The organism is Nocardia sp. NBC_00416 (assembly GCF_036032445.1).
Lineage (GTDB): Bacteria > Actinomycetota > Actinomycetes > Mycobacteriales > Mycobacteriaceae > Nocardia.
Genome location: NZ_CP107932.1, coordinates 2,432,943 through 2,451,078, shown reverse-complemented (window position 1 = coordinate 2,451,078; position 18,136 = coordinate 2,432,943). Strand labels below are relative to the sequence as shown.

The window sequence follows — 18,136 nt, the reverse complement described above, 5'->3', positions numbered from 1 at the left end:
CGCACAGATGGGAGGACAGCATGATCACCGAACTGACATCTGTCCTCGGCGGCATGGTCACCGGCGTCGGCGGGGCGTTCGCGGCGGGGTTGTTCAGCAGGCGCAAACATCGTGCCGATGCCGTCCAGGTCCTGACCCGGGCGGCCGCTCAGATGGTCGAACCGCTCTCGCGGCAGATCGCGGCGATGACCGCCGAACTCGAGGCGCACCGCCGCATCGTCGCCGATTGCGAACAACGCTGCCGGCTCGCCGCCACCCAGCACACGAGCTGGGACATCGTGGTCCGGTCGTCGCTGCTCACACTGGGCGTCGATGTCCCGCCACCGCCTCCCCTGACCAGGGAAATATCCGAGTAGCCGCGGGCGCGGCATCCCCCGCGGCCGCGGCCGGCCGAGCGGTCTGCGGAGTTCTCGACCAGCGGCGCCCGGCGATCAGTAGCATGATGGAGCCCCGATCGCGAGAATTGGGAGCATGGTGTCAGGGGTTCTTTCCACGGTGGTCACCGGCCTGATGCCGTTGCTGGGGGCGGGATTCGGCGCCTCCGCGACATTGATGGTGCAACGGAGTTCGGCGCGCGCGGCCAAGCTCAAGTTCCTGGCGGAGAGCCGCCTCGCGCACCGGGAAGAAGTGAAGTCGGCGATCATCGACTATCTGGAGTCCACGCAGCGATTACAGGGACAACTGGACGTCCGCGAGCGTGGCGGCACTCCGGACGATCTGAAGCGGCTCATCGAAAGCGTCTGGCTGGCCGAGAAGCGCGTCGAGATCATCTGCTCGGACGCGCTGCGAGACCGCGTCATCGCCCATGCGCGCGGACTGCACGACGCGGTCCGGGACCCGGTTGCCCACCCGGACTGGTGGGCCCATTGCTCGGCACTTCAACGTGACCTGCTGGCGGAAGCGAAGACAGAGCTGGTACCGAAGCACGATTGGTGACGGATTCGACACCGGCCTGCCCCGCGACAACCACCGAAGTCCGAGATCTGCGCTGCCCGGTGCCGCTGGTCGTCCGAGGGATGCCGGAGTCCGTGCCGAGTCGAGCGCCGGCCGGAGAACCGGTCGCCGAGCGCCGCGCACCGCAGGAACGATGCGCGGCAGCCTTCGCTCACTCGGGACGGGTGCCGTCGGAGGCGACATCGACCTCCCACCCGGCCTTACCGATCCACCCCAGATGGGTTTTCAGGATCTGACCGATATTCATACGACGCGGCACGCCATGGGTGTGCTGGGGCCCGGCGTCACGCGCGTGTACGCGGTCCTTTGTACTGCTCGGCGCCGACCGGTTCGAGCCAGGTGGTCTCCGGGTCGTCGCCGTCGGCGCCTTCCCACATGGCGAGGTGCTCCATGAACCGATCGGGAACCGCTCCGTGCCAATGCTCTTCACCGGGCGGGCAGGTGACGGTCCGGCCGGGGTGTACTTCGAGGATCGTGCCGTCGCGGGTGCCGACCAGCGCGATGCCGGAGACGACGTGCAGGGTCTGGCCGAGGATATGGGAGTGCCAGTTGGTGTACGAGCCGGGCGCGAAACGCACCAGGTTGACGCGCATGCGCGAGGGCGGGCGGCCGGCGCAGATCACGTCCCACCACACATCGCCGGTGAACCATTCGGCGGGCGCCTTGCTGGTCGGGGATTGCTGGACGAGTTCCATTGTTGCCTCCTCGGAATGGACCTGGACCCGATTACGGGGCGATGAGTACTTTGAGCGCTTCGCGGTCGTCCATCGCGCGGTAGCCGTCGGGTACGCCGGCGAGGTCGATGGTGCGGTCGAAGACGCGGCCCGGTCGGACGGTTCCGTCGAGGACGGCGGGAAGCAGTTCATCGATGTAGGCGCGGACGGGGGCGGGGCCGCCGGTGAGGGTGAGGTTCCGGCCGAACAGCGCCCCGAATCCGAGGGGGCCCTGTGCGTACTGTGGTACGCCGACGCGGCTGATGACGCCGCCCGGCCGGACGGTCGCCAGCGCTGTCTCGTAGGCGTCGAGGTGCCCGACGGCTTCGAGTGCGGCGTGGGTTCCGTGTCCGCCGGTGAGTTCGCGGATGCGTTCGATGCCTTCGGCGCCGCGTTCGGCGACGACATCGGTGGCGCCGAAGTCACGGCCCAGGTCGGTGCGGTCGCGGTGGCGGCCCATCAGGATGATCTGTTCGGCGCCGAGCCGCTGCGCCGAGAGCACCGCCAGCAGTCCGACGGCGCCGTCGCCGATCACGGTCACGGAGTCGCCCGGTTTCACACCCGCGCGGACCGCGGCGTGGTGGCCGGTGCCGTAGACGTCGGCGAGCGTGAGCAGGGACGGCAGCAGTGCGTCGTCCACATCGCCCGGGAGTCCGACCAGCGTGCCGTCGGCGAGGGGCACGCGGATCGCCTCGGCCTGGGCGTCGCTGAAGAATCCGCCGTGCGGGCAGGAGGTCTGCAGGTTCGCCCGGCACAGGTCACAGGTGTTGTCCTGGAAAGCGAAGGAGGCGACGACCAGGTCGCCCTTGCGCACGCCGCGCACCTCGCGTCCCGTGTCCTCGACGACGCCGAGGAATTCGTGCCCCATCCGGGTGCCGTCGACGGAAGCGCTCATCGATCGATACGGGTGTAGATCGCTGCCGCAGATACAGGACCGCACGATCCGCACGATCGCGTCGGTCGGTTGTTCGAGGGCCGGTTCGGCGACATCTTCGACACGGATGTCGCCGGGTCCGTACATCAACGTGGCTCGCATGGGCTGTCTCTGCCTTTCGTGGCTGGTCGGGCACCGCGGAGCGGGCGCCCGTGGGCCGGTCGCTGTCGGCCGACACCCACAAAACCCCTGTTCGTGCGCCGCTGGGAGTGTCTGCTGAACCGGGTAATGCCAGAACCTCCCACGCCGCGGCGAAGGCGTAGCGACGCTGCTGCCGCGCCGGCACTCACATCTGCGGTGCGCTGGCCGCCGCGGGTGTGATCGAGACGATGCGGCCGCCATCCGGACGAGGCGCCGGTGTCAGCGGGGTTCGACCCGCAGGGTGGTCGCGCGCGCCGCGGGACTGGTGATGGAGTCGACGGCCGAACCGCTGCCGTACTTGTCGTGGTAGCCGCGGTCGATCGCCTCGTCGTGCGAATCGTCGCGGATGAACGTCACGTCGGCGCGGAGGGCGCCCGTGTCGATGACGCCGATACCGGTGTGCCGCGCACCGCGATACCAACCGCCCGCGTCGCCGCGTACCGACCGGACGTACAGACTGCCGTGCACGACGACGTGCCACACGATCCGTGGCGTCTGCAGCGTGCCGTCGGGGCGTTGCGCGGCTACCCGGAGCTCGCCGTCGCGATCGATCGTGGCGAGGTCGTCGGGGTTCCAGTCGGGCATGGTCTGCTCCTGGTGGTCTCGGAGGGGGAGTGGATCCGGGTCATCGGCCGGTCGGGCAGTCGGTCGAGGCCGCGCGGTCGCGTTGTGCTGCGAACCCCGCCAGCCGGGCCTGACGCCGGTGACGAGCCAGGTTCGCTGTGCCATGGTCGTCCTTCACGAGGGCCGGGACGCGGTCGGCGCCGCATCGGCGACCGTATCGTCGTCGCAGGTCGGAGCCGTCGATTCAATGCTCGACCGGGCGGAGGAGAGGCTCGACCGGGCGGGGGAGAGGATGGGGCGCGAGAGGTCTCTTTCCCACCTTCCCGGTAGGTGGGCGGGCGCACAAGCACCGCGCGTGTTTCCCGCGAGTCTGTGCGATGACCGGTCTCCGCTGCGGGCGGCGCCCGGAGCTGCCGCGACCCGGGGCGGGACCCCGGCGTTGTCGCCGCGGACCTGGTCGCGGCCCCGCGGTGCGGAGACCGTCCGCGCGCGGAAGAGACCTGGCCGGTACTCCGGGTCGGGCGCTGCCGGCGGCTTCGGCGTCGTGCGCGACGCCGGCAACACCAGCACGGCGGCTGCCACGAGCGCTCCCAGCAGGAGGACCGCACCGGCCTGCATCGCCGCGGCGTAGGTATCGGACACCGCGAGGACGAAGCTCATACCCAGCGCACCGCCCAGTTGGTGGACGGAGTTCACCACACCGGACGCGGCACCGGCGCGCGCGGCGTCGACACCCGCGATCCCGGATGCCGTCAGCGGCCCGAACGCGAGCCCTTGACCTGCCCCGATGAGCATCATCGGGAATGCGATGCCGAGCGCGTAGGAGGCGCCTGCCGCGATCGTCCCGAGCCATCCCATGCCCACCACGGTCAGGACGAGACCGGTGACCAGCAGTGCCGCGCCGCTCGTGCGCCGCCGCAGTCGTGGGACGGCGAGGGCGACGGCGAAGTTCACCACTGTCATCGGGAAGAACGCCACGCCCGTGGCGAGTGCGGACAACCCGCGCACTTCCTGGAGGTATTGGCCGGTGAACAGGAAGAACCCCATCATCGCGCCGATGAACAGCAGCCGGGCGAGATAGGCGCCGGTTCGTTCCCGGCTCGCGAAGAGCCCGAGGGACAGGACGGGCTGGGCCGCGGTGCGTTCGACGGCGACGAGAGCCGCGAGCAGCACGAGACCGAGACCGAGCGCGGCGAGTGCACCGCCGCCCGTCCAGCCCGCCGTGCCCGCGCGGACGAATCCGTAGACCAGCGCCGCCGGACCGAGAGTCGCGAGTACGGCGCCGGTGAGGTCGAACCTGCCCGGCGTCCGCCGTGTCTCGGGCAGTACCTTCAACCCGGCGACCAGCATCACCACCCCGATCGGCAGGTTGATGAGAAAGCCTGCCCGCCACGAGACCAGGTCGGCGAACAGTCCGCCCGCCACCAGACCGACGCTCGCACCGATACCCGCGACCGCGCCGTAGGCGGCCGTCGCGCGGGTCCGCTCGGGTCCTTCGGGGAAGCCGGCGGTCAGCAGCGCCAGCGTCGAGGGCGCCAGAATCGCGGCGCCCACGCCCTGCGCGGTACGTGCGGCGATGAGCCAGGCACTGGTCGGGGCGAAGCCGACCGCGACCGATGCCAGGGTGAACACGGCGAGCCCGAGGACGAACATGCGGCGCCGGCCGAGGATATCGCCGGCGCGGGCGCCGAGCAGCAGCAGCCCGCCGAAGGTGAGCAGGTAGGCGTCCTGCACCCAGGCCGCGGCGGTAGCGGACAGCGCCAGCTCCGCCCGGATGTGCGGAAGGCCGGTGATGACGATCGAGTTGTCGAGGATCACCATGAAGTAGCCGCAGAGGATGATCGCGAGGAGTGCGATCGACCCGGAGCGGGGTGGGGTGGACGGCGACGGCGGCCGGTTCGGCGCCGAGGGTGCGCTGGTCATGTTCTCCAGCAGACGCCGGACCGCGCTGCCGAGGGAGTGTCGGCCGTTCCGGGTAACGCTAGTACCTCCCGAAGCGGTGCGGCCGGACGTACCGTCGAGTTCATGGACGTGAAGGCCGAGACCCGTGAGTTCCTCGCCACCCGCCGCGCGCGGATCACGCCGGAGATGGCCGGTCTGCCCGCCTACGGGAGCCACCGGCGCGTGCCGGGGCTGCGTCGCGAAGAGGTGGCGATGCTCGCCGGGGTGAGCGTCGACTACTACACGCGGCTGGAGCGCGGGAACCTCGGCGGGGTGTCGGAGGAGGTGCTGGAGTCGCTGGCGGAGGCGCTGCAACTCGACGAGGCCGAACGCGGCCATCTGTTCGACCTCGCTCGCACCGCCAACGCCTCCGGTGCGGCCCGGTCGCGTGCCCGCCGCGCCCCGGCGCCCACCCTGCGACCGGTCGTGCAACGGATACTCGACTCGATGGACAGCGCGCCGGCCTTCGTCCGGAACGGACGCCTGGACGTGCTCGGCGCCAACGCGCTGGGCCGCGCGCTGTACGCGCCGATGTACGACTCGCCCGAACGGGTGCCGAATCAGCCGATCAACACCGCGCGGTTCCACTTTCTCGATACGCCCGCCGCACAGCAGTTCTGGGGCGACCGGTGGGAGAAGACCGCGCGCGACGCCGTCGCCATTCTGCGCGGCGCGGCCGGCCGCAACCCCTACGACCGGGCTCTCACCGAACTGGTCGGCGAATTGTCGACGCGCAGTGAGGAGTTCGGGCGTATGTGGGCAGCGCACGATGTGCGGCTGCACCGGACGGGGACGAAGGTCTTCCATCATCCGGCGGTCGGCAGGCTGGAACTCGATTACGAGGCGCTGGCACTCACCGCCGATACCGGCCTACAGCTGAACGTGTACACGGCGGCTCCGGGGTCCCCGTCCGACGACGGTCTCAAACTGCTCGCCTCGTGGGCGGCGACGTCGGCCACCGTGTCGTCGGGCGGGGAGGACCAGGGCCGGGAAAGCTGACCGGCCCGGCGGTTCGCGTCCGGGTGCGATCGTCCGGCTCGTCATGCGACGGTGTCGGGCGCCGCTTCGAGTAGCGCCAGGGCTCGCTCGCGCATCTCCACCTTGCGTACTTTTCCGGTGACAGTCATCGGGAACTCGTCGACCACATGGACATAGCGGGGGATCTTGTAATGCGCGAGTTCTCCTTCGCAGAACCGGCGCAGTACCGCGGCGTCGAGCGCGGAGGCGCCCTCGCGCAGCCGGATCCAGGCCATCAGCTCCTCGCCGAATCTGGCGTCGGGGACGCCGATCACCTGGGCGTCGAGGATATCGGGGTGGGTGTAGAGGAACTCCTCGATCTCGCGTGGGTAGATGTTCTCGCCACCGCGGATCACCATATCCTTGATCCGGCCGGTGATGGCGACGTAGCCGTCCTCGTCCATGACCCCGAGGTCGCCGGTGTGCATCCAGCGGGCCGCGTCGACGGCCTCCGCGGTTTTCTCCGGATCTGCCCAGTAGCCGAGCATGACCGAATAGCCCCGGGTGCACACCTCACCCGGCTCGCCGCGTGGCAGCGTGCGGCCGGAATCCGGGTCGATGATCTTGATCTCCAGATGCGGGCCGACCCGCCCGACCGTCGCCGTGCGCTGGGCGATGCTGTCATCGGACCTGGTCTGCACGGAGACCGGCGAAGTCTCGGTCATGCCGTAGCAGATGGTCACCTCGCTCATCCCCATGCGCTCGATGACCTGCTTCATCACCTCCACCGGGCACGGTGACCCCGCCATGATCCCGGTTCGCAGCGTGGACAACCGGTAGTCGTCGAACCCGGGCTCGGCGAGTTCGGCGATGAACATGGTCGGCACCCCGTACAGCGAGGTGCATCCTTCGGCCTGCACCGCGGCGAGAGTGGCCGCGGGGTCGAACGCCGGGGCCGGGATCACCATGGTCGCCCCGTGACTCGTACAGGCCAGATTGCCCATCACCATGCCGAAGCAATGATAGAACGGCACCGGGATGCAGACGCGATCCCGATCGGTGTATCCGCAGATCTCGCCGACGAAGAAGCCGTTGTTGAGGATGTTGTGGTGGCTCAGCGTCGCACCCTTGGGGAATCCGGTGGTACCCGAGGTGTACTGGATATTGATCGGGTCGTCCGCGGACAACCGCCGCTGCGCGAGTTCCAGGCCCGCCGGGTCGGCGGCGCGGCCCGCGGACAGCAGCGCCGACCAGTCCGCACCGCCCAGCAGCACGACGCGCTCCAGGTCGGGGCACTCCGGCCGCGCCTCCTCCAGCATGGCCGCATAGTCCGAGGTCTTGAACGCGGGGGCCGCGATCACCATTCGGCAACCGGATTGCCGGAGCACGTATTTCACTTCGTGCGCGCGGTAGGCCGGGTTGATGGTGACCAGGACGGCCCCGACCTTCGCGGTCGCGTACTGCACGACAACCCATTCGGGACAGTTGGGCGCCCAGATCCCGACCCGGTCCCCGGCGCCGATCCCCGCGGCCAGCAGCCCCGCGGCGAGGGCGTCGACCTCGTCGGCGAGGGCTCGGTAGGTCCACCGCCGTCCGCCGGCCACATCCACCAGTGCGTCGTTACCGGGAAAGGCGGCGACCGTGCGATCGAAATTGTCGCCGATCGTGTCTCCGAGCAACGGGACTTCCCATGCGCCGGATGCGTAGCTGGTCTGGTGTGTGCTCATCGGCCGTCCTCTCCCGGCGCCCGAACGGGCGCGTATGCCCGGGCCGCGGGGCGACCCGGGCAATTCGAATCTACTCACATTCCGATCAGATGGTGATGTAGGTCACCGTGCCGGGGCCACCCCCGAACGGGGGTGATCCGGAGTAGCCGGATCCGGGCGGGCCGGGACGACCGGCCGATCCGGGGAGTCCGTATCTCCGGAAGTTCGGTCTACGAACCGGAACTGGAATTCAGAGGTTTCACAACGATCAGCAATCCATGGGCCACCGGTCGACGCCGCGCGTTCGGCGCGCCCGATGCCTTCGAGTCCAGCGCTGAATCATGTGATGCGTGATTATCCGAATTCTCCGGCGGCTCTTCTGCCAACATCGCGCAACAATTCGAACCGGTCGATTATTTGTCAACAACGGTTAAGTTCTGGTTGATTATCACCTCTCGAAGCCGGGTAAGTGATCGAATGTTCTGCATCGCAGAACCAAACGAATACAGTGCGGGCCCTGGGCCCCGGGAGGTTGTCGCCGTGACCGAGACCAGCGGTCCTACGCTGCGTCCGTCCCTGCTGGACCGATTGATTCAGCTCGACAAGGACAAGGAACTGTCCGTCGAACACGTGCGATCCGCCTCGCGGAAACTGGGCCTGACCGAACGAGACCTACAGCAGTGGCTGACAGATCACCGCACGCCGAGTCCTCCGGTCGCGCCGGCCGCCGCGGCCGCCGAACCCGGGACCCGCAGGATGGGATACCGCGAAGCCGGTCGGCGGCCGCGGTCCGCGAGGGTGTCGATGACCGCCGGAGACGATGTGCTGTCCCGGATCCCCGACAGCGATGTCGCGACCTTCCGCGCCGACGCCTGCCGGGGTCTGCCCCGGAAGGAGTTCGCCCGGCTCGACGCGGTGTACGCCAAGGGCATGGCCGCGACCTGCCGGTGGCTCACCGGCCACAGCGGCCGTCCCTGCCGACATGATCTCGACGGTGGCGTCCCCCCGAACCCGCACGGACTCGACGAGGCGATCCAGGCCGAGAACATACGGGAAATACTGCGGCTGCAGCCCACCGTGCCGAGACGCGTACCGGCGGGTCCCGAGACGGGCCCTATCGACGACAGGCAGGAAGTTCTCGGCCTCTACCGATTTCTCGGCGGACTCGTCTCCGACAGTCCGGGGCGTGGGCACACCATCGTGCGCCTGCGCGGCGCGCAGGCGGCTTTCCTGTTGCACGGCATGCGGCTGGATCTGCCCTCGGACCTCAATTACTCGGTGGGACCGGGGTTGACCACCGTACGGCTCGATGAGCGGACGGTCGAGCTGATCCGGTCGCGAACCACGACCCCGGTGGATGCCGCTGCCCTGGCCACGGTGCTGTTCACCGGTGCCACCACGGTCGAACTCGGTACCGTCCCCTGTGCCGCGCTCACCTCCGATTCGCTCGTCTTCACCGGGCCGATAGGCCACGGCCGGGCCGCCGATATGTACGTATGGGTGATACCCCGATCGGTGCGGCCGCTGCTGCACGACGCCTGCAGATACCAGCAGGCCCGGGCGTCGCACGCACCGAAACTGTTCGCCGGCGCCATCGGTGGCGGCGGCCGCCACCTGCAGAACACCGCCGCGCGGTGCGCGGTGAAAATCCCCGAACTGCACCACTGGTACCACAGCTGGATTCGCCGGACCGGATTGCTGCGCAACGTCGAACAAGCGGAGCACGCGCGCAACACCGATATGTTGTTCGGACTGCGCCTGGTCCCGCGTCCCAGCTCGTCGCGCGGTCGAACCGGCTCGGCCTGACCGGGCGGAGACACCCGATTGCGGGTGTCTCCGCCGGGGTGGGTGTCCGCCTGCTAGACCCCTGCCGGTACCCGGGTGGGCACGTCGGCTCGATTCGCCCGGCGCTCCAGCCGGTCCGACGTCACCGCCAGCCCGACCGCCACGACCACCAGCGCCACTCCCACCCAGTTGGGCGAGGTGTAGCCGAATCCCGCCGCGATCACCACGCCGCCGAGCCAGGCCGAGATCGCGTTGCCCAGGTTGAAAGCGCCGATATTGACGGCCGAGGCCAAGGTGGGCGCGGCGGCGGCGTGGTCGAGCACGCGCTTCTGCAAGGGGGGCACGGTGGCGAAGCCGAGGGCGCCGATCAGTACGACCGTGATCGCGGCGGCGATCTTGTTGTGCGCGGTGACGGTGAACAGCGCCAGGACGACCGCGAGCCCGCCGAGCGAGATGTACAGCATCGGCATCAGATGCCGGTCGGCGAATTTGCCGCCGATCAGGTTGCCGGCGAAGAAGCCGAGACCGAAGAGCACCAGCAACCAGGTGACCGAGCTCTCGGCGTACCCGGTGACTTCGGTCATCATCGGCGCGAGATAGGTGATCGCGGCGAACACGCCGCCGAAGCCGAGCACCGTCATGGCCATCGCGAGCAGTACCTGGGGGTTGCGGAACACGGCGACCTCGTCGCGGAGCCGGGCATTGCGCGGCGCCGGCTGCTCGGGCACCAGTGCCGCGATACCGATCAGGCCGATCAGGCCGATCAGCGCGACGAACAGGAACGTGAGCCGCCAGCCGAAGTGCTGGCCGAGCAGGGTGCCCAGCGGTACGCCCAGCATGGTGGCGACGGTCAGTCCGGTGAACATGATCGCGATGGCGCCGGCCCGCCGCTCGGGAGCGACCAGTGTGCCCGCGACCACCGCGCCGATGCCGAAGAATGCTCCGTGCGCCAGCGAGGCGATGATCCGGCCGGTCACCATGACCGCGAAAGTCGGTGCGAGAGCGGATAGTACGTTGCCCGCGACGAGCAGCAGCAACATGGTGAGCAGCATCCGCTTACGGGCGACCCGGGTGCCGAGGCCGGTCATGAGCGGCGCCCCGGCCACTACGCCGAGGGCGTATCCGGTGACCAGGAAACCGGCGGTGGGAATCGAGACAGCGTAGGTGTCGGCGATATCGGGGAGCAGTCCCACGACGACGAATTCGGTGGTGCCTATCCCGAATGCCCCGAGAGTCAGGGCGAGCAGGGCGAGCGGCATGAGCTGAGCCTTCCACGATAGATTGCGCCTAGGCGTTACAGGCGTCGACAATAATTGCAGACGCAGTTAGTTGCAAGCGCGGGCTATCGTGGTCGTCATCTATCCTGGGGGAACGATCCCCGACAGAAGGAACGCTATGACCGCGGATCCCGCGCTGACCGGCCTCGCCGACGGCTGGTACGCCCTGTCCCTGCTGCACGATCGGATCGAGGCACATATCGAACGGGCCCTGCAAACCGGGCATCAGCTGAGCGTGCGGGAGTATTCACTGCTGGTAGTGCTGAGCCGCCAGCACGACGGGCCGGGCGGGCATCTGCGGATGAACCAGGTCGCCGACGCGGTGGTGCTGAGCCAGAGCGCGACGACCCGGCTGGTCACGCGGCTCGAGGATCGCGGCTTGTTGCAGCGATATCTGTGCCCGGACGACCGCCGGGGAATCTACACCGATGTCACGCCTACCGGTATGGAGCTGTTGGAAGGGGCCCGGCCCACCCACGACACGGCCTTGTCGGGCGCATTGGGTCAGGCGGCCGCCGATCCGGAACTCGCGCCGCTGGTCGCGGCGGTCGAGGCCTTGAACACCGCGTCGGCGCGCAGTGCGGGGAGCCGGGCGTACCGTTTGGTGTGAGGGCGCGCTGCCCGGTCACCGGCCGCCCCGAGTCGATGAAACGGGCCGCTGAAGGTCGCACTAAGCTTGCCGGTGTGACCGATCCCGTCCCGTCGGGCGAGGAATCTCTCAACGGGATCCCCGCCGAACACCGCGCCGCACTGACGGAACGGATCCGCGACAGCGATCGGGTCGCCGGGTTCAGCGGACCGTGGACGGCGACGACTCGGTGGCGCGGGGGTTTTCGCGTCGACGCCGAGGTCCGCACACATACTGTGGCCTTCGACGAACCAGCCGATCTGACCGCGCGGGATTCCGCGCCGACACCACACGAGTACCTGCTCGCCGCGGTGGGCGCCTGCATCACCGACGGCCTCGTACTGCATGCCACCCTGGCCGGTATCGGCATCCGGCGGTTGAGCGTCGAGGTGACCGGGACCTTCGAGAACATTCTGCGATGGGCGGAGCTCTCCCCGGAGGGCAATCCGGGGTTCGGCGGTCTCGAGATCACCGGCACCCTGGACGCGGACGCCGATCCGGAAAGGCTCACCGCATTGTGGAACCGGGCGCTGTCCGGGTCGCCGGTCGCGCAGACCGTCGGCAGGCCGACTTCGATCGTCTCCCGGCTGACGATCGAGCGAGCCGACTGATCACGCGACCGGTGTCCTGGCCGGATCAGCCGATCGGCGTCTTCTGGAAGGCACTGAACGGTGTGGGAGCGTCCACGATGATCCGGCCGTCGGCGATATGCCCGGGGAACGCCCAGAGATTCGCCTGCCGCGGCGCCGTCGGCACCGGGCCGTCGGCGATCGTGAAATCGATATCGTGCAGGACGTCGGTTCGGAAGTCCCGCAGATTCCGGGTGTGCTCCCGGAATGTGTCGGCGGTGACATCGGTCAATTTTCGGGCTTCTTGCGCGAAAGTCCACACCGCGAGCCAGTCGGTGGTCACGCTGCCGTCGTGCGGCGTTTTGATCCGGCCCTCGGGATCGTACTTCGCCAGTTGATCCTCATATTCTTTCCAGGTCGGGAACCGGTTCGGATCCTCACCCTTCTCGAGTGCCACCGAATTGGGGATTCCCGAATCGGAGACCAGCTGGATCGTGGCGTCTTCCATCACATTGTTGCTGAGTACCAGGGGAATCCGGAGGTTCTGGTCGACGGCGGCCCGCAGCAGTGCGGTCAGTTTCTCCGGTGTGAAGATCATGCCGCCCCACACATCGGGTTTCGCGGCTTTCACCTGAGCGATGATGGGTGCGTAATCGGTTGTCTCCGGCGGTACTTCGACGATCTGCACGTCCTCCACCCCGGCGTTGCGGTACCCGAGTTTCGCATTCTCGATATAGGGCGTGTTCCCCGCGAACGCGACGTAGACCGCCTTCTTCGGTCTGAATCGCAGACCACCCAGGTACGTGCCCTGGGCGGCGCCGGCGCAGTTGAGTGCGGCGATCATCGACAGCTCGTTGTCCACGTCGGCGGCGGCGCAACCCATCGGGAACCAGTTCACCACACCGGCCTTCGCGCCGATCTCGGCCAGGCCGTCGTTGCTGTTGCCGCCGATGAATGCGACGACCTTGTCCTGCTCGACCAATTTCCGTGCCCCGGCGATCACATTCGCCGGCTGCCCCTTGGTGTCGTAGACGACGACATCGAGTTTCTTCCCGTTGATACCGCCCTGATCGTTCACGGCCTTCTCGGCGACCTCGGCGGCCAGTGCCGGATCCTGGAATGCGCGCGGCCCGGACGACAGCGGTGCGATGAAACCCACCTTGATGGTGTCGGACGAATCGGCGTCCCCGGCGGCGCAGGCCGACACCGAACCGGCGGCGACCGCGGCGAGGGCGGCGAGAATGATCGTCCATCTACTTCTGAACATATTCTTCGAACTCCGGCTTTCTTTGTGATGCGACGCTGATCAGGGATGGAGATAGGTCTGTTCGACCAGTTCGGTGCGGGTGGCCAGTTCCTCGGTCGGCAGGTCGAGAACGGTCCGCCCTTCGGCGAGCACCACCGTGCGGTCGGCGATCGCGAGTGCGGTCTCGACATGTTGTTCGACGACGACCACGGCGAGTTCGCGACGGGTTGCCTCGTCCCGCACCACCTGGGCGATCAGTGACCGGACCGCCGGACTGAGTCCGAAGGTCAGCTCGTCGAGCAGCACCACCCGGACATCGCGGAGTAGGGCGCGGCCGACGGCGGCGAGTTGTTGCTGGCCGCCGCTGAGACTCCCGGCCGCCACGTGTCGCCGCCCGGCCAGTTGCGGGAACAAACCGAAGAATTCGTCGTGGTCGATCCCGGCCAACGACAGATTCTCGGCGAGAGTCAGACTCGCGAACAACGACCGTCCCTTGACCACGAGTGAGATGTGGCGGCGGCAGCGCCGATAGGGCGGACCCGTCACCGGTGTCCCGTCGATCACCACCGAACCGGCGGCAGGCGCTACGAAGCCGGCTATCCCGAGCAGCGCACTGGATTTGCCCGCGCCGTTGCGTCCGATGACACAGGTGACCTGGCCCGGCCGCACGGACAGATCGAAATCGCGTAGTCCCGAGCCGTTTCCGTAGTCGACCGTGAGTCCGCTGACCCGGAGTCCAGCGTCGTCCGATGTGCTCACCGGCCGGCTCCCGCCGCGTGTTCGAGCTCGTGTTCCTCGGGCTGCTCACCGAAGTAGATGGTGCGGACCTCGGGCCGTCGGAGTATCTCGGCCGTGGGCCCGTGCGCGATGATCCGGCCTTCCTCGAGGATGCAGATCTCGTCGCAGACGGCGGTGACGACATCCAGATTGTGTTCGACCAGAAGTATTCCGAGCCCGTGGACATCTCGGAGCGTGCGGATGGTGTCGACGACGGCGCCGCGGGCGTCCGGGCTCAGGGCCGCGGCGGGCTCGTCGAGCAGGAGCACTCGCGGATTCTGCGCCGCTGCTCGAGCCAGGTTGACCCGGGCATGCCAACCGAGGGAAAGCTGCTCCACTCGGGTTGTCCGGTACCGTTCCAGGCCGTGGGTTCGAATGATCTCGTCGGTGTGGCGCCGCACCGACGGCAGTGAGCTGCCGAAACGGCAGACATCACGCAGCAGTGATTTCCGTACCCCGATCTCCGCGGCCGTGCGGATGTTCTCTTCGACGGTGAGATCCTCGAACAGCAGATAGTCCTGAAAAGTGCGGGTCACCCCGAGTCTCGCGCGGGCCGCGGCGGTGCGCCGGGTGAGGTCACGTCCACCCAGTCGCACCGCACCCGACCGGATCGGCTGATATCCGGCGACGGCATCCACGATCGTGCTCTTCCCGGCGCCATTGGCGCCGAGCAGCCCGACGATCACTCCCGGGGCGACCGTGAGCGATACGTTCGAGACGATCGTGCTCGCGCCGATGGCGACGGTGAGGTCACGTATCTCCAGCTGTGACACCGGCTTCCCCTTTCTCTGCGATAGCGGTGTCCGCGGTGCGCCCGGTGCTCGTCGGGCGCGCTCCCAGTACCCCCGCGAGCGCGGGCAGGCGTTGTAGGAGACCGCCGCGGACCCGGAAGAACTGACCGATGACGCCGTCGGGTTCGGCGGCGAGGACCCAGATCATGTTGGCGGCGAAGAACAACGACAACCAGTCGTTGACATCAGGGGCGAAGGACAGCAGATGGGACAGCAATCCGCCGGGTGCGAAAGCCCCCGCGAGGACGGCGCCGACCAGATATCCCGATCCGGCGAGGATGACGAAGGCGATGAGCGCCAGCGAGTCCGAATAGCTGAAGCCCTCCAGCTGGATATCGCCTTTGGCGATGAAGCCGCGCTGCACGGCGAACAGCGCGCCCGCCAGTCCCCACAGCGCCGAGGAGATCAGGAGGCCGGTGAACTTGGCACGGGCGGCGACGATACCGAGTGCGGCAGGCAGCCTTTCGTCCTGTCGTACCGACAAGATGTAGCGGCCGACCGCGGAGCGGCGGATATTGGCGACCACGACCAGTGCGATGAGGAACACGGCCCAGGCCGCGACCGCGAATCCGCGGGGGTTGGTGATATTGCTGATATCGATCCCCAGCACAGTGGTGTCACCGACCGCCCAACCGCTGCGACCGTTGAAGAAGAAGTCGACCGAGAACACCACGGTCTGCAGGATGGACGCGACCGCGAGCGCGCCGATGGTGACCTCGTAGATCCGGGCGTTGACGAACAGTGCGCTCAGCAGCCCGGCGGCGGCGACGCCGGTGGCGACAGCGGCGGCGGCGGATACGTACAGTGAGCCGCCACTGTCACTGACCGCGCCGAATACGATCATCGCGGCACCCGCGACACCGAGCGGAAGTGCGTTGACCTGGCCGGTGTATCCGATCGATACGACGATTCCCAGGGCGACGAGGCCGAAGATCGCGGTCAGGCTCAGGGCGTCGACGACAGTTCCCAGCGTGGTGTAGATCAGGACCAGGACGACCGCGCCGCCGATACCGGCCCATGCCCAGCTGATGCGGCCGGTCCCGACATGGAAGACGGCCTGTACCTCGCGGGTACCCCGGCGCATATCGGTCCGCGCCGTCACCAGCAGTACGAGAAGCGCCATCACCTGCGGTATCGCTCGCGCCACCTGGGCGTCGACGAGCCCGGTGAACAGGCCTTCGAGAACTCCGGCGCCGAGCCCGACGGCCAGTGCGATCGGAAAGCTGGTGAACCGGGCCGCGAGGGCGGCGCCCAAGGCGGGCACCAGCAGGGTGGTCAGCGCGGTCGGGGAGAGCTGGGTGATCGGGGACACCAGGATCGCGCTGACCGCGGCGAGTGCGCCGGACAGGCCCCAGGCCACCGAACCCCACAGCCGGGGATTGATACCGATGGATTGCGCGCCCAGATCGGTATCCCGCAGTGCGGTCGTGATATGACCGAAGCTCGTCCGGGTGAACAGCACGTGCAGGGCCGCGGTCGCCACCACGGCGACGCCGGCGAGCAGGACGCTGATGGACTGGACCCGGATACCGCCGACCTCGAAACCGCCGGAGACCAGAAAAGGAGTCACCGTTTCCTGGTGGTTGGTCCACGTGATGCGGACCACCGCTTCCAGCACCAGCATCAGCCCGATGGTGATGAGGATCTTCGTGACGGCGGGCGCCTGGGCGAGCCGCCGCCCGATCAGCGCGAAGAAGCCCACACCGATCGCGGCGCTCACCAGGACGCCGAACACGATCGCGACCCCGACCGGGATACCGGCCTGTGTGAACGACTTCCAGAACGCGTAGGCGCCGAACATGCCCAGCGCACCCTGCGCGAAATTGATGACACCGGTGCCCCGATAGGCGGCCACCAAGCCCAGTGCGACCAACGCGTACGCACCGCCGGTGGACAGTCCCATCGATGCGTATCCGAGCAGGTTCACGGGCGGTTCCTCAGGTCGATGCCACTGAGCCAGCCGCGGAACGGGGAGGTGGTGTTGAGGTCGTAGTCACCGATGCTGACCAGCCGATGCGGGGTGGGATTGTGGCTCGCCAGCGTGCGCGCATTGCGCCAGTGCCGATCCCAGCCCTTGTCGGCGCCGAGGGCCGAGGCCCCACCGACGTCGAAGGCCCGGCCGGTCGCGGCCAGGACGGTATCGATCACGCTGACCTGTGCCCGGTAGACGTCGATCTCCACGGCGTCGTATTCGGCCTCGGTGACCGTGCCGGTCGTCACCGACGCATCGAGATCGGCGAGAGCAGCGCCGATCCGGCGTGCGACGGTCTCGGCGACGAATTTCGCCGCACCGATCTCACCGACGACCGATTGCACCACCGGATCCGCACGCGGCAGCAGTGCCGCGCCCTGGCTGAAGTATCGCTTGCGCTCGCGGACGTAGTCGACGACGTCGGCGTGCAGCCGTCGCGCGATTCCCGCGAGTGCGACGATATGCCAGAACTGGGCCAGCGACGTTCCGTAGCTGCCCGGTGCGAGCCCGTCGGGCAGCTGCGGGGTATCGGTGATGTCGACGTCGGTGAAGCGGGTCGTACCGCTGGCGGTCAGCCGCTGGCCGAAACCGTTCCAGTCGTCCACGAGTTCCACGCCGGGGGCGTGCGCGGCGACGACCACATGGGTCACCCCGTTCTCGGCTTCGCCCGCAGTGATGATCCAGTCCGCGTAGAGCGAGCCGGTGCTGTAGTACTTCGCGCCGTCGACGATCCTCCTGTCGTCGCGGGTCGCGATGCTCGTGCCGAAATGTGTTCGATTGCTCGCGGTCCGCTCGGTGTAGGCGCCGCCGAACAGGTCACCGGAACCGATCCGTCGCAACCATCGGGTCCGGTCGTCGGATTCGGGGGCGTGCAGCAGCGCCTCGGTGTACAGGAAGTGGGCGCGCAGGATCTGCGGGAAATTGCTGTCCGCGGTCGCCAGCTCCAGTAACAGTTCGGTCAGTTCGGTCAGCGAGACGCCGCCGCCCCCGTACTGCTCCGGCACCCGCAGCGCGCCGAAGCCGGCGCGTCCCAGTGCGCGTACGAGGTCGTGCGGGTTCTCCCGGTGGGCGTCGCGGTGCACTGCGGTCGCCGAGATGCGTGCGAAAAGGTCGGCGAATTGTGCGCGTCGTATCGCCGGGTCGGCTGGAACAGAGTGGGTTTCGATGGTCACGGCGCCGCC

The 18,136-nt window shown here is 68.3% G+C and carries 17 protein-coding genes; 6 read left to right on the top strand and 11 right to left on the bottom strand.

Features of this window, described 5'->3' with window-relative positions; genetic code table 11:
- The first annotated feature begins 20 nt into the window (after positions 1 to 20).
- Together OG804_RS09980 and OG804_RS09975 are read left to right on the top strand one after the other, a co-directional pair.
- The gene (locus OG804_RS09980) at positions 21 to 356 is read left to right on the top strand and encodes a hypothetical protein (RefSeq protein ID WP_328396179.1); all 336 of its coding nucleotides are present in this window, start codon (positions 21 to 23) and stop codon (positions 354 to 356) included.
- A 115-nt stretch (positions 357 to 471) separates the two neighbouring features.
- Positions 472 to 936, top strand: a complete 465-nt coding sequence (locus tag OG804_RS09975) for a hypothetical protein (RefSeq protein ID WP_328396178.1) — start codon at positions 472 to 474, stop codon at positions 934 to 936.
- Positions 937 to 1,238: 302 nt separating this feature from the next.
- On the opposite strand, the gene OG804_RS09970 is transcribed toward OG804_RS09975, so the two are convergent.
- The 4 genes from OG804_RS09970 to OG804_RS09955 form a co-directional block, all read right to left on the bottom strand.
- Positions 1,239 to 1,649: a (R)-mandelonitrile lyase gene (locus OG804_RS09970; RefSeq protein ID WP_328396177.1), complete on the bottom strand. Its 411-nt coding sequence runs from the start codon at positions 1,647 to 1,649 to the stop codon at positions 1,239 to 1,241.
- 31 nt (positions 1,650 to 1,680) lie between these two features.
- Positions 1,681 to 2,703: a zinc-dependent alcohol dehydrogenase family protein gene (locus OG804_RS09965; RefSeq protein WP_328396176.1), complete on the bottom strand. Its 1,023-nt coding sequence runs from the start codon at positions 2,701 to 2,703 to the stop codon at positions 1,681 to 1,683.
- A 258-nt stretch (positions 2,704 to 2,961) separates the two neighbouring features.
- Positions 2,962 to 3,327: a DUF2255 family protein gene (locus OG804_RS09960; protein ID WP_328396174.1), complete on the bottom strand. Its 366-nt coding sequence runs from the start codon at positions 3,325 to 3,327 to the stop codon at positions 2,962 to 2,964.
- A 153-nt stretch (positions 3,328 to 3,480) separates the two neighbouring features.
- On the bottom strand, positions 3,481 to 5,229 hold the full coding sequence (locus tag OG804_RS09955) for an MFS transporter (RefSeq protein ID WP_328396172.1): 1,749 nt from the start codon (positions 5,227 to 5,229) through the stop codon (positions 3,481 to 3,483).
- Between the two features lie 102 nt (positions 5,230 to 5,331).
- Here OG804_RS09955 and OG804_RS09950 point away from each other — a divergent pair, with 102 nt between their 5' ends.
- On the top strand, positions 5,332 to 6,246 hold the full coding sequence (locus OG804_RS09950; RefSeq protein WP_328396170.1) for a helix-turn-helix transcriptional regulator: 915 nt from the start codon (positions 5,332 to 5,334) through the stop codon (positions 6,244 to 6,246).
- A gap of 41 nt (positions 6,247 to 6,287) precedes the next feature.
- Here the strand turns inward: OG804_RS09950 and OG804_RS09945 are convergent, their stop codons facing one another.
- Positions 6,288 to 7,931, bottom strand: coding sequence for an AMP-binding protein (locus tag OG804_RS09945; RefSeq protein WP_328396168.1), 1,644 nt, complete (start codon positions 7,929 to 7,931; stop codon positions 6,288 to 6,290).
- A 519-nt stretch (positions 7,932 to 8,450) separates the two neighbouring features.
- Between OG804_RS09945 and OG804_RS09940 the strand changes: the two genes are divergently transcribed.
- Positions 8,451 to 9,716, top strand: a complete 1,266-nt coding sequence (locus tag OG804_RS09940; protein WP_328396166.1) for a hypothetical protein — start codon at positions 8,451 to 8,453, stop codon at positions 9,714 to 9,716.
- A 53-nt stretch (positions 9,717 to 9,769) separates the two neighbouring features.
- Here OG804_RS09940 and OG804_RS09935 read toward each other — a convergent pair whose 3' ends face one another.
- Positions 9,770 to 10,954, bottom strand: a complete 1,185-nt coding sequence (locus tag OG804_RS09935) for an MFS transporter (protein WP_328396164.1) — start codon at positions 10,952 to 10,954, stop codon at positions 9,770 to 9,772.
- Between the two features lie 136 nt (positions 10,955 to 11,090).
- Between OG804_RS09935 and OG804_RS09930 the strand changes: the two genes are divergently transcribed.
- Together OG804_RS09930 and OG804_RS09925 are read left to right on the top strand one after the other, a co-directional pair.
- The gene (locus OG804_RS09930; protein WP_328396162.1) at positions 11,091 to 11,582 is read left to right on the top strand and encodes a MarR family winged helix-turn-helix transcriptional regulator; all 492 of its coding nucleotides are present in this window, start codon (positions 11,091 to 11,093) and stop codon (positions 11,580 to 11,582) included.
- A 74-nt stretch (positions 11,583 to 11,656) separates the two neighbouring features.
- Positions 11,657 to 12,211, top strand: coding sequence for an OsmC family protein (locus OG804_RS09925; protein WP_328396160.1), 555 nt, complete (start codon positions 11,657 to 11,659; stop codon positions 12,209 to 12,211).
- A gap of 25 nt (positions 12,212 to 12,236) precedes the next feature.
- Here the strand turns inward: OG804_RS09925 and OG804_RS09920 are convergent, their stop codons facing one another.
- Genes OG804_RS09920 through OG804_RS09900 form a run of 5 tightly spaced genes read right to left on the bottom strand, consistent with a single transcriptional unit; the run spans position 12,237 to position 18,127 of the window.
- Complete coding sequence (locus tag OG804_RS09920; RefSeq protein ID WP_328396158.1) at positions 12,237 to 13,436, bottom strand: ABC transporter substrate-binding protein; 1,200 nt, start codon at positions 13,434 to 13,436, stop codon at positions 12,237 to 12,239.
- 39 nt (positions 13,437 to 13,475) lie between these two features.
- On the bottom strand, positions 13,476 to 14,174 hold the full coding sequence (locus OG804_RS09915) for an ABC transporter ATP-binding protein (RefSeq protein ID WP_328396156.1): 699 nt from the start codon (positions 14,172 to 14,174) through the stop codon (positions 13,476 to 13,478).
- A complete protein-coding gene (locus tag OG804_RS09910; RefSeq protein ID WP_328396154.1) occupies positions 14,171 to 14,965 on the bottom strand; it encodes an ABC transporter ATP-binding protein in 795 nt (264 codons plus the stop codon). Before OG804_RS09910 ends, OG804_RS09915 begins: the two co-directional genes overlap by 4 nt.
- On the bottom strand, positions 14,943 to 16,910 hold the full coding sequence (locus OG804_RS09905; RefSeq protein ID WP_328396152.1) for a branched-chain amino acid ABC transporter permease: 1,968 nt from the start codon (positions 16,908 to 16,910) through the stop codon (positions 14,943 to 14,945). The genes OG804_RS09910 and OG804_RS09905 overlap by 23 nt, the downstream gene beginning before the upstream one ends.
- Positions 16,907 to 18,127, bottom strand: coding sequence for an acyl-CoA dehydrogenase family protein (locus tag OG804_RS09900; RefSeq protein ID WP_328396150.1), 1,221 nt, complete (start codon positions 18,125 to 18,127; stop codon positions 16,907 to 16,909). The genes OG804_RS09905 and OG804_RS09900 overlap by 4 nt, the downstream gene beginning before the upstream one ends.
- Positions 18,128 to 18,136 lie beyond the last annotated feature (9 nt).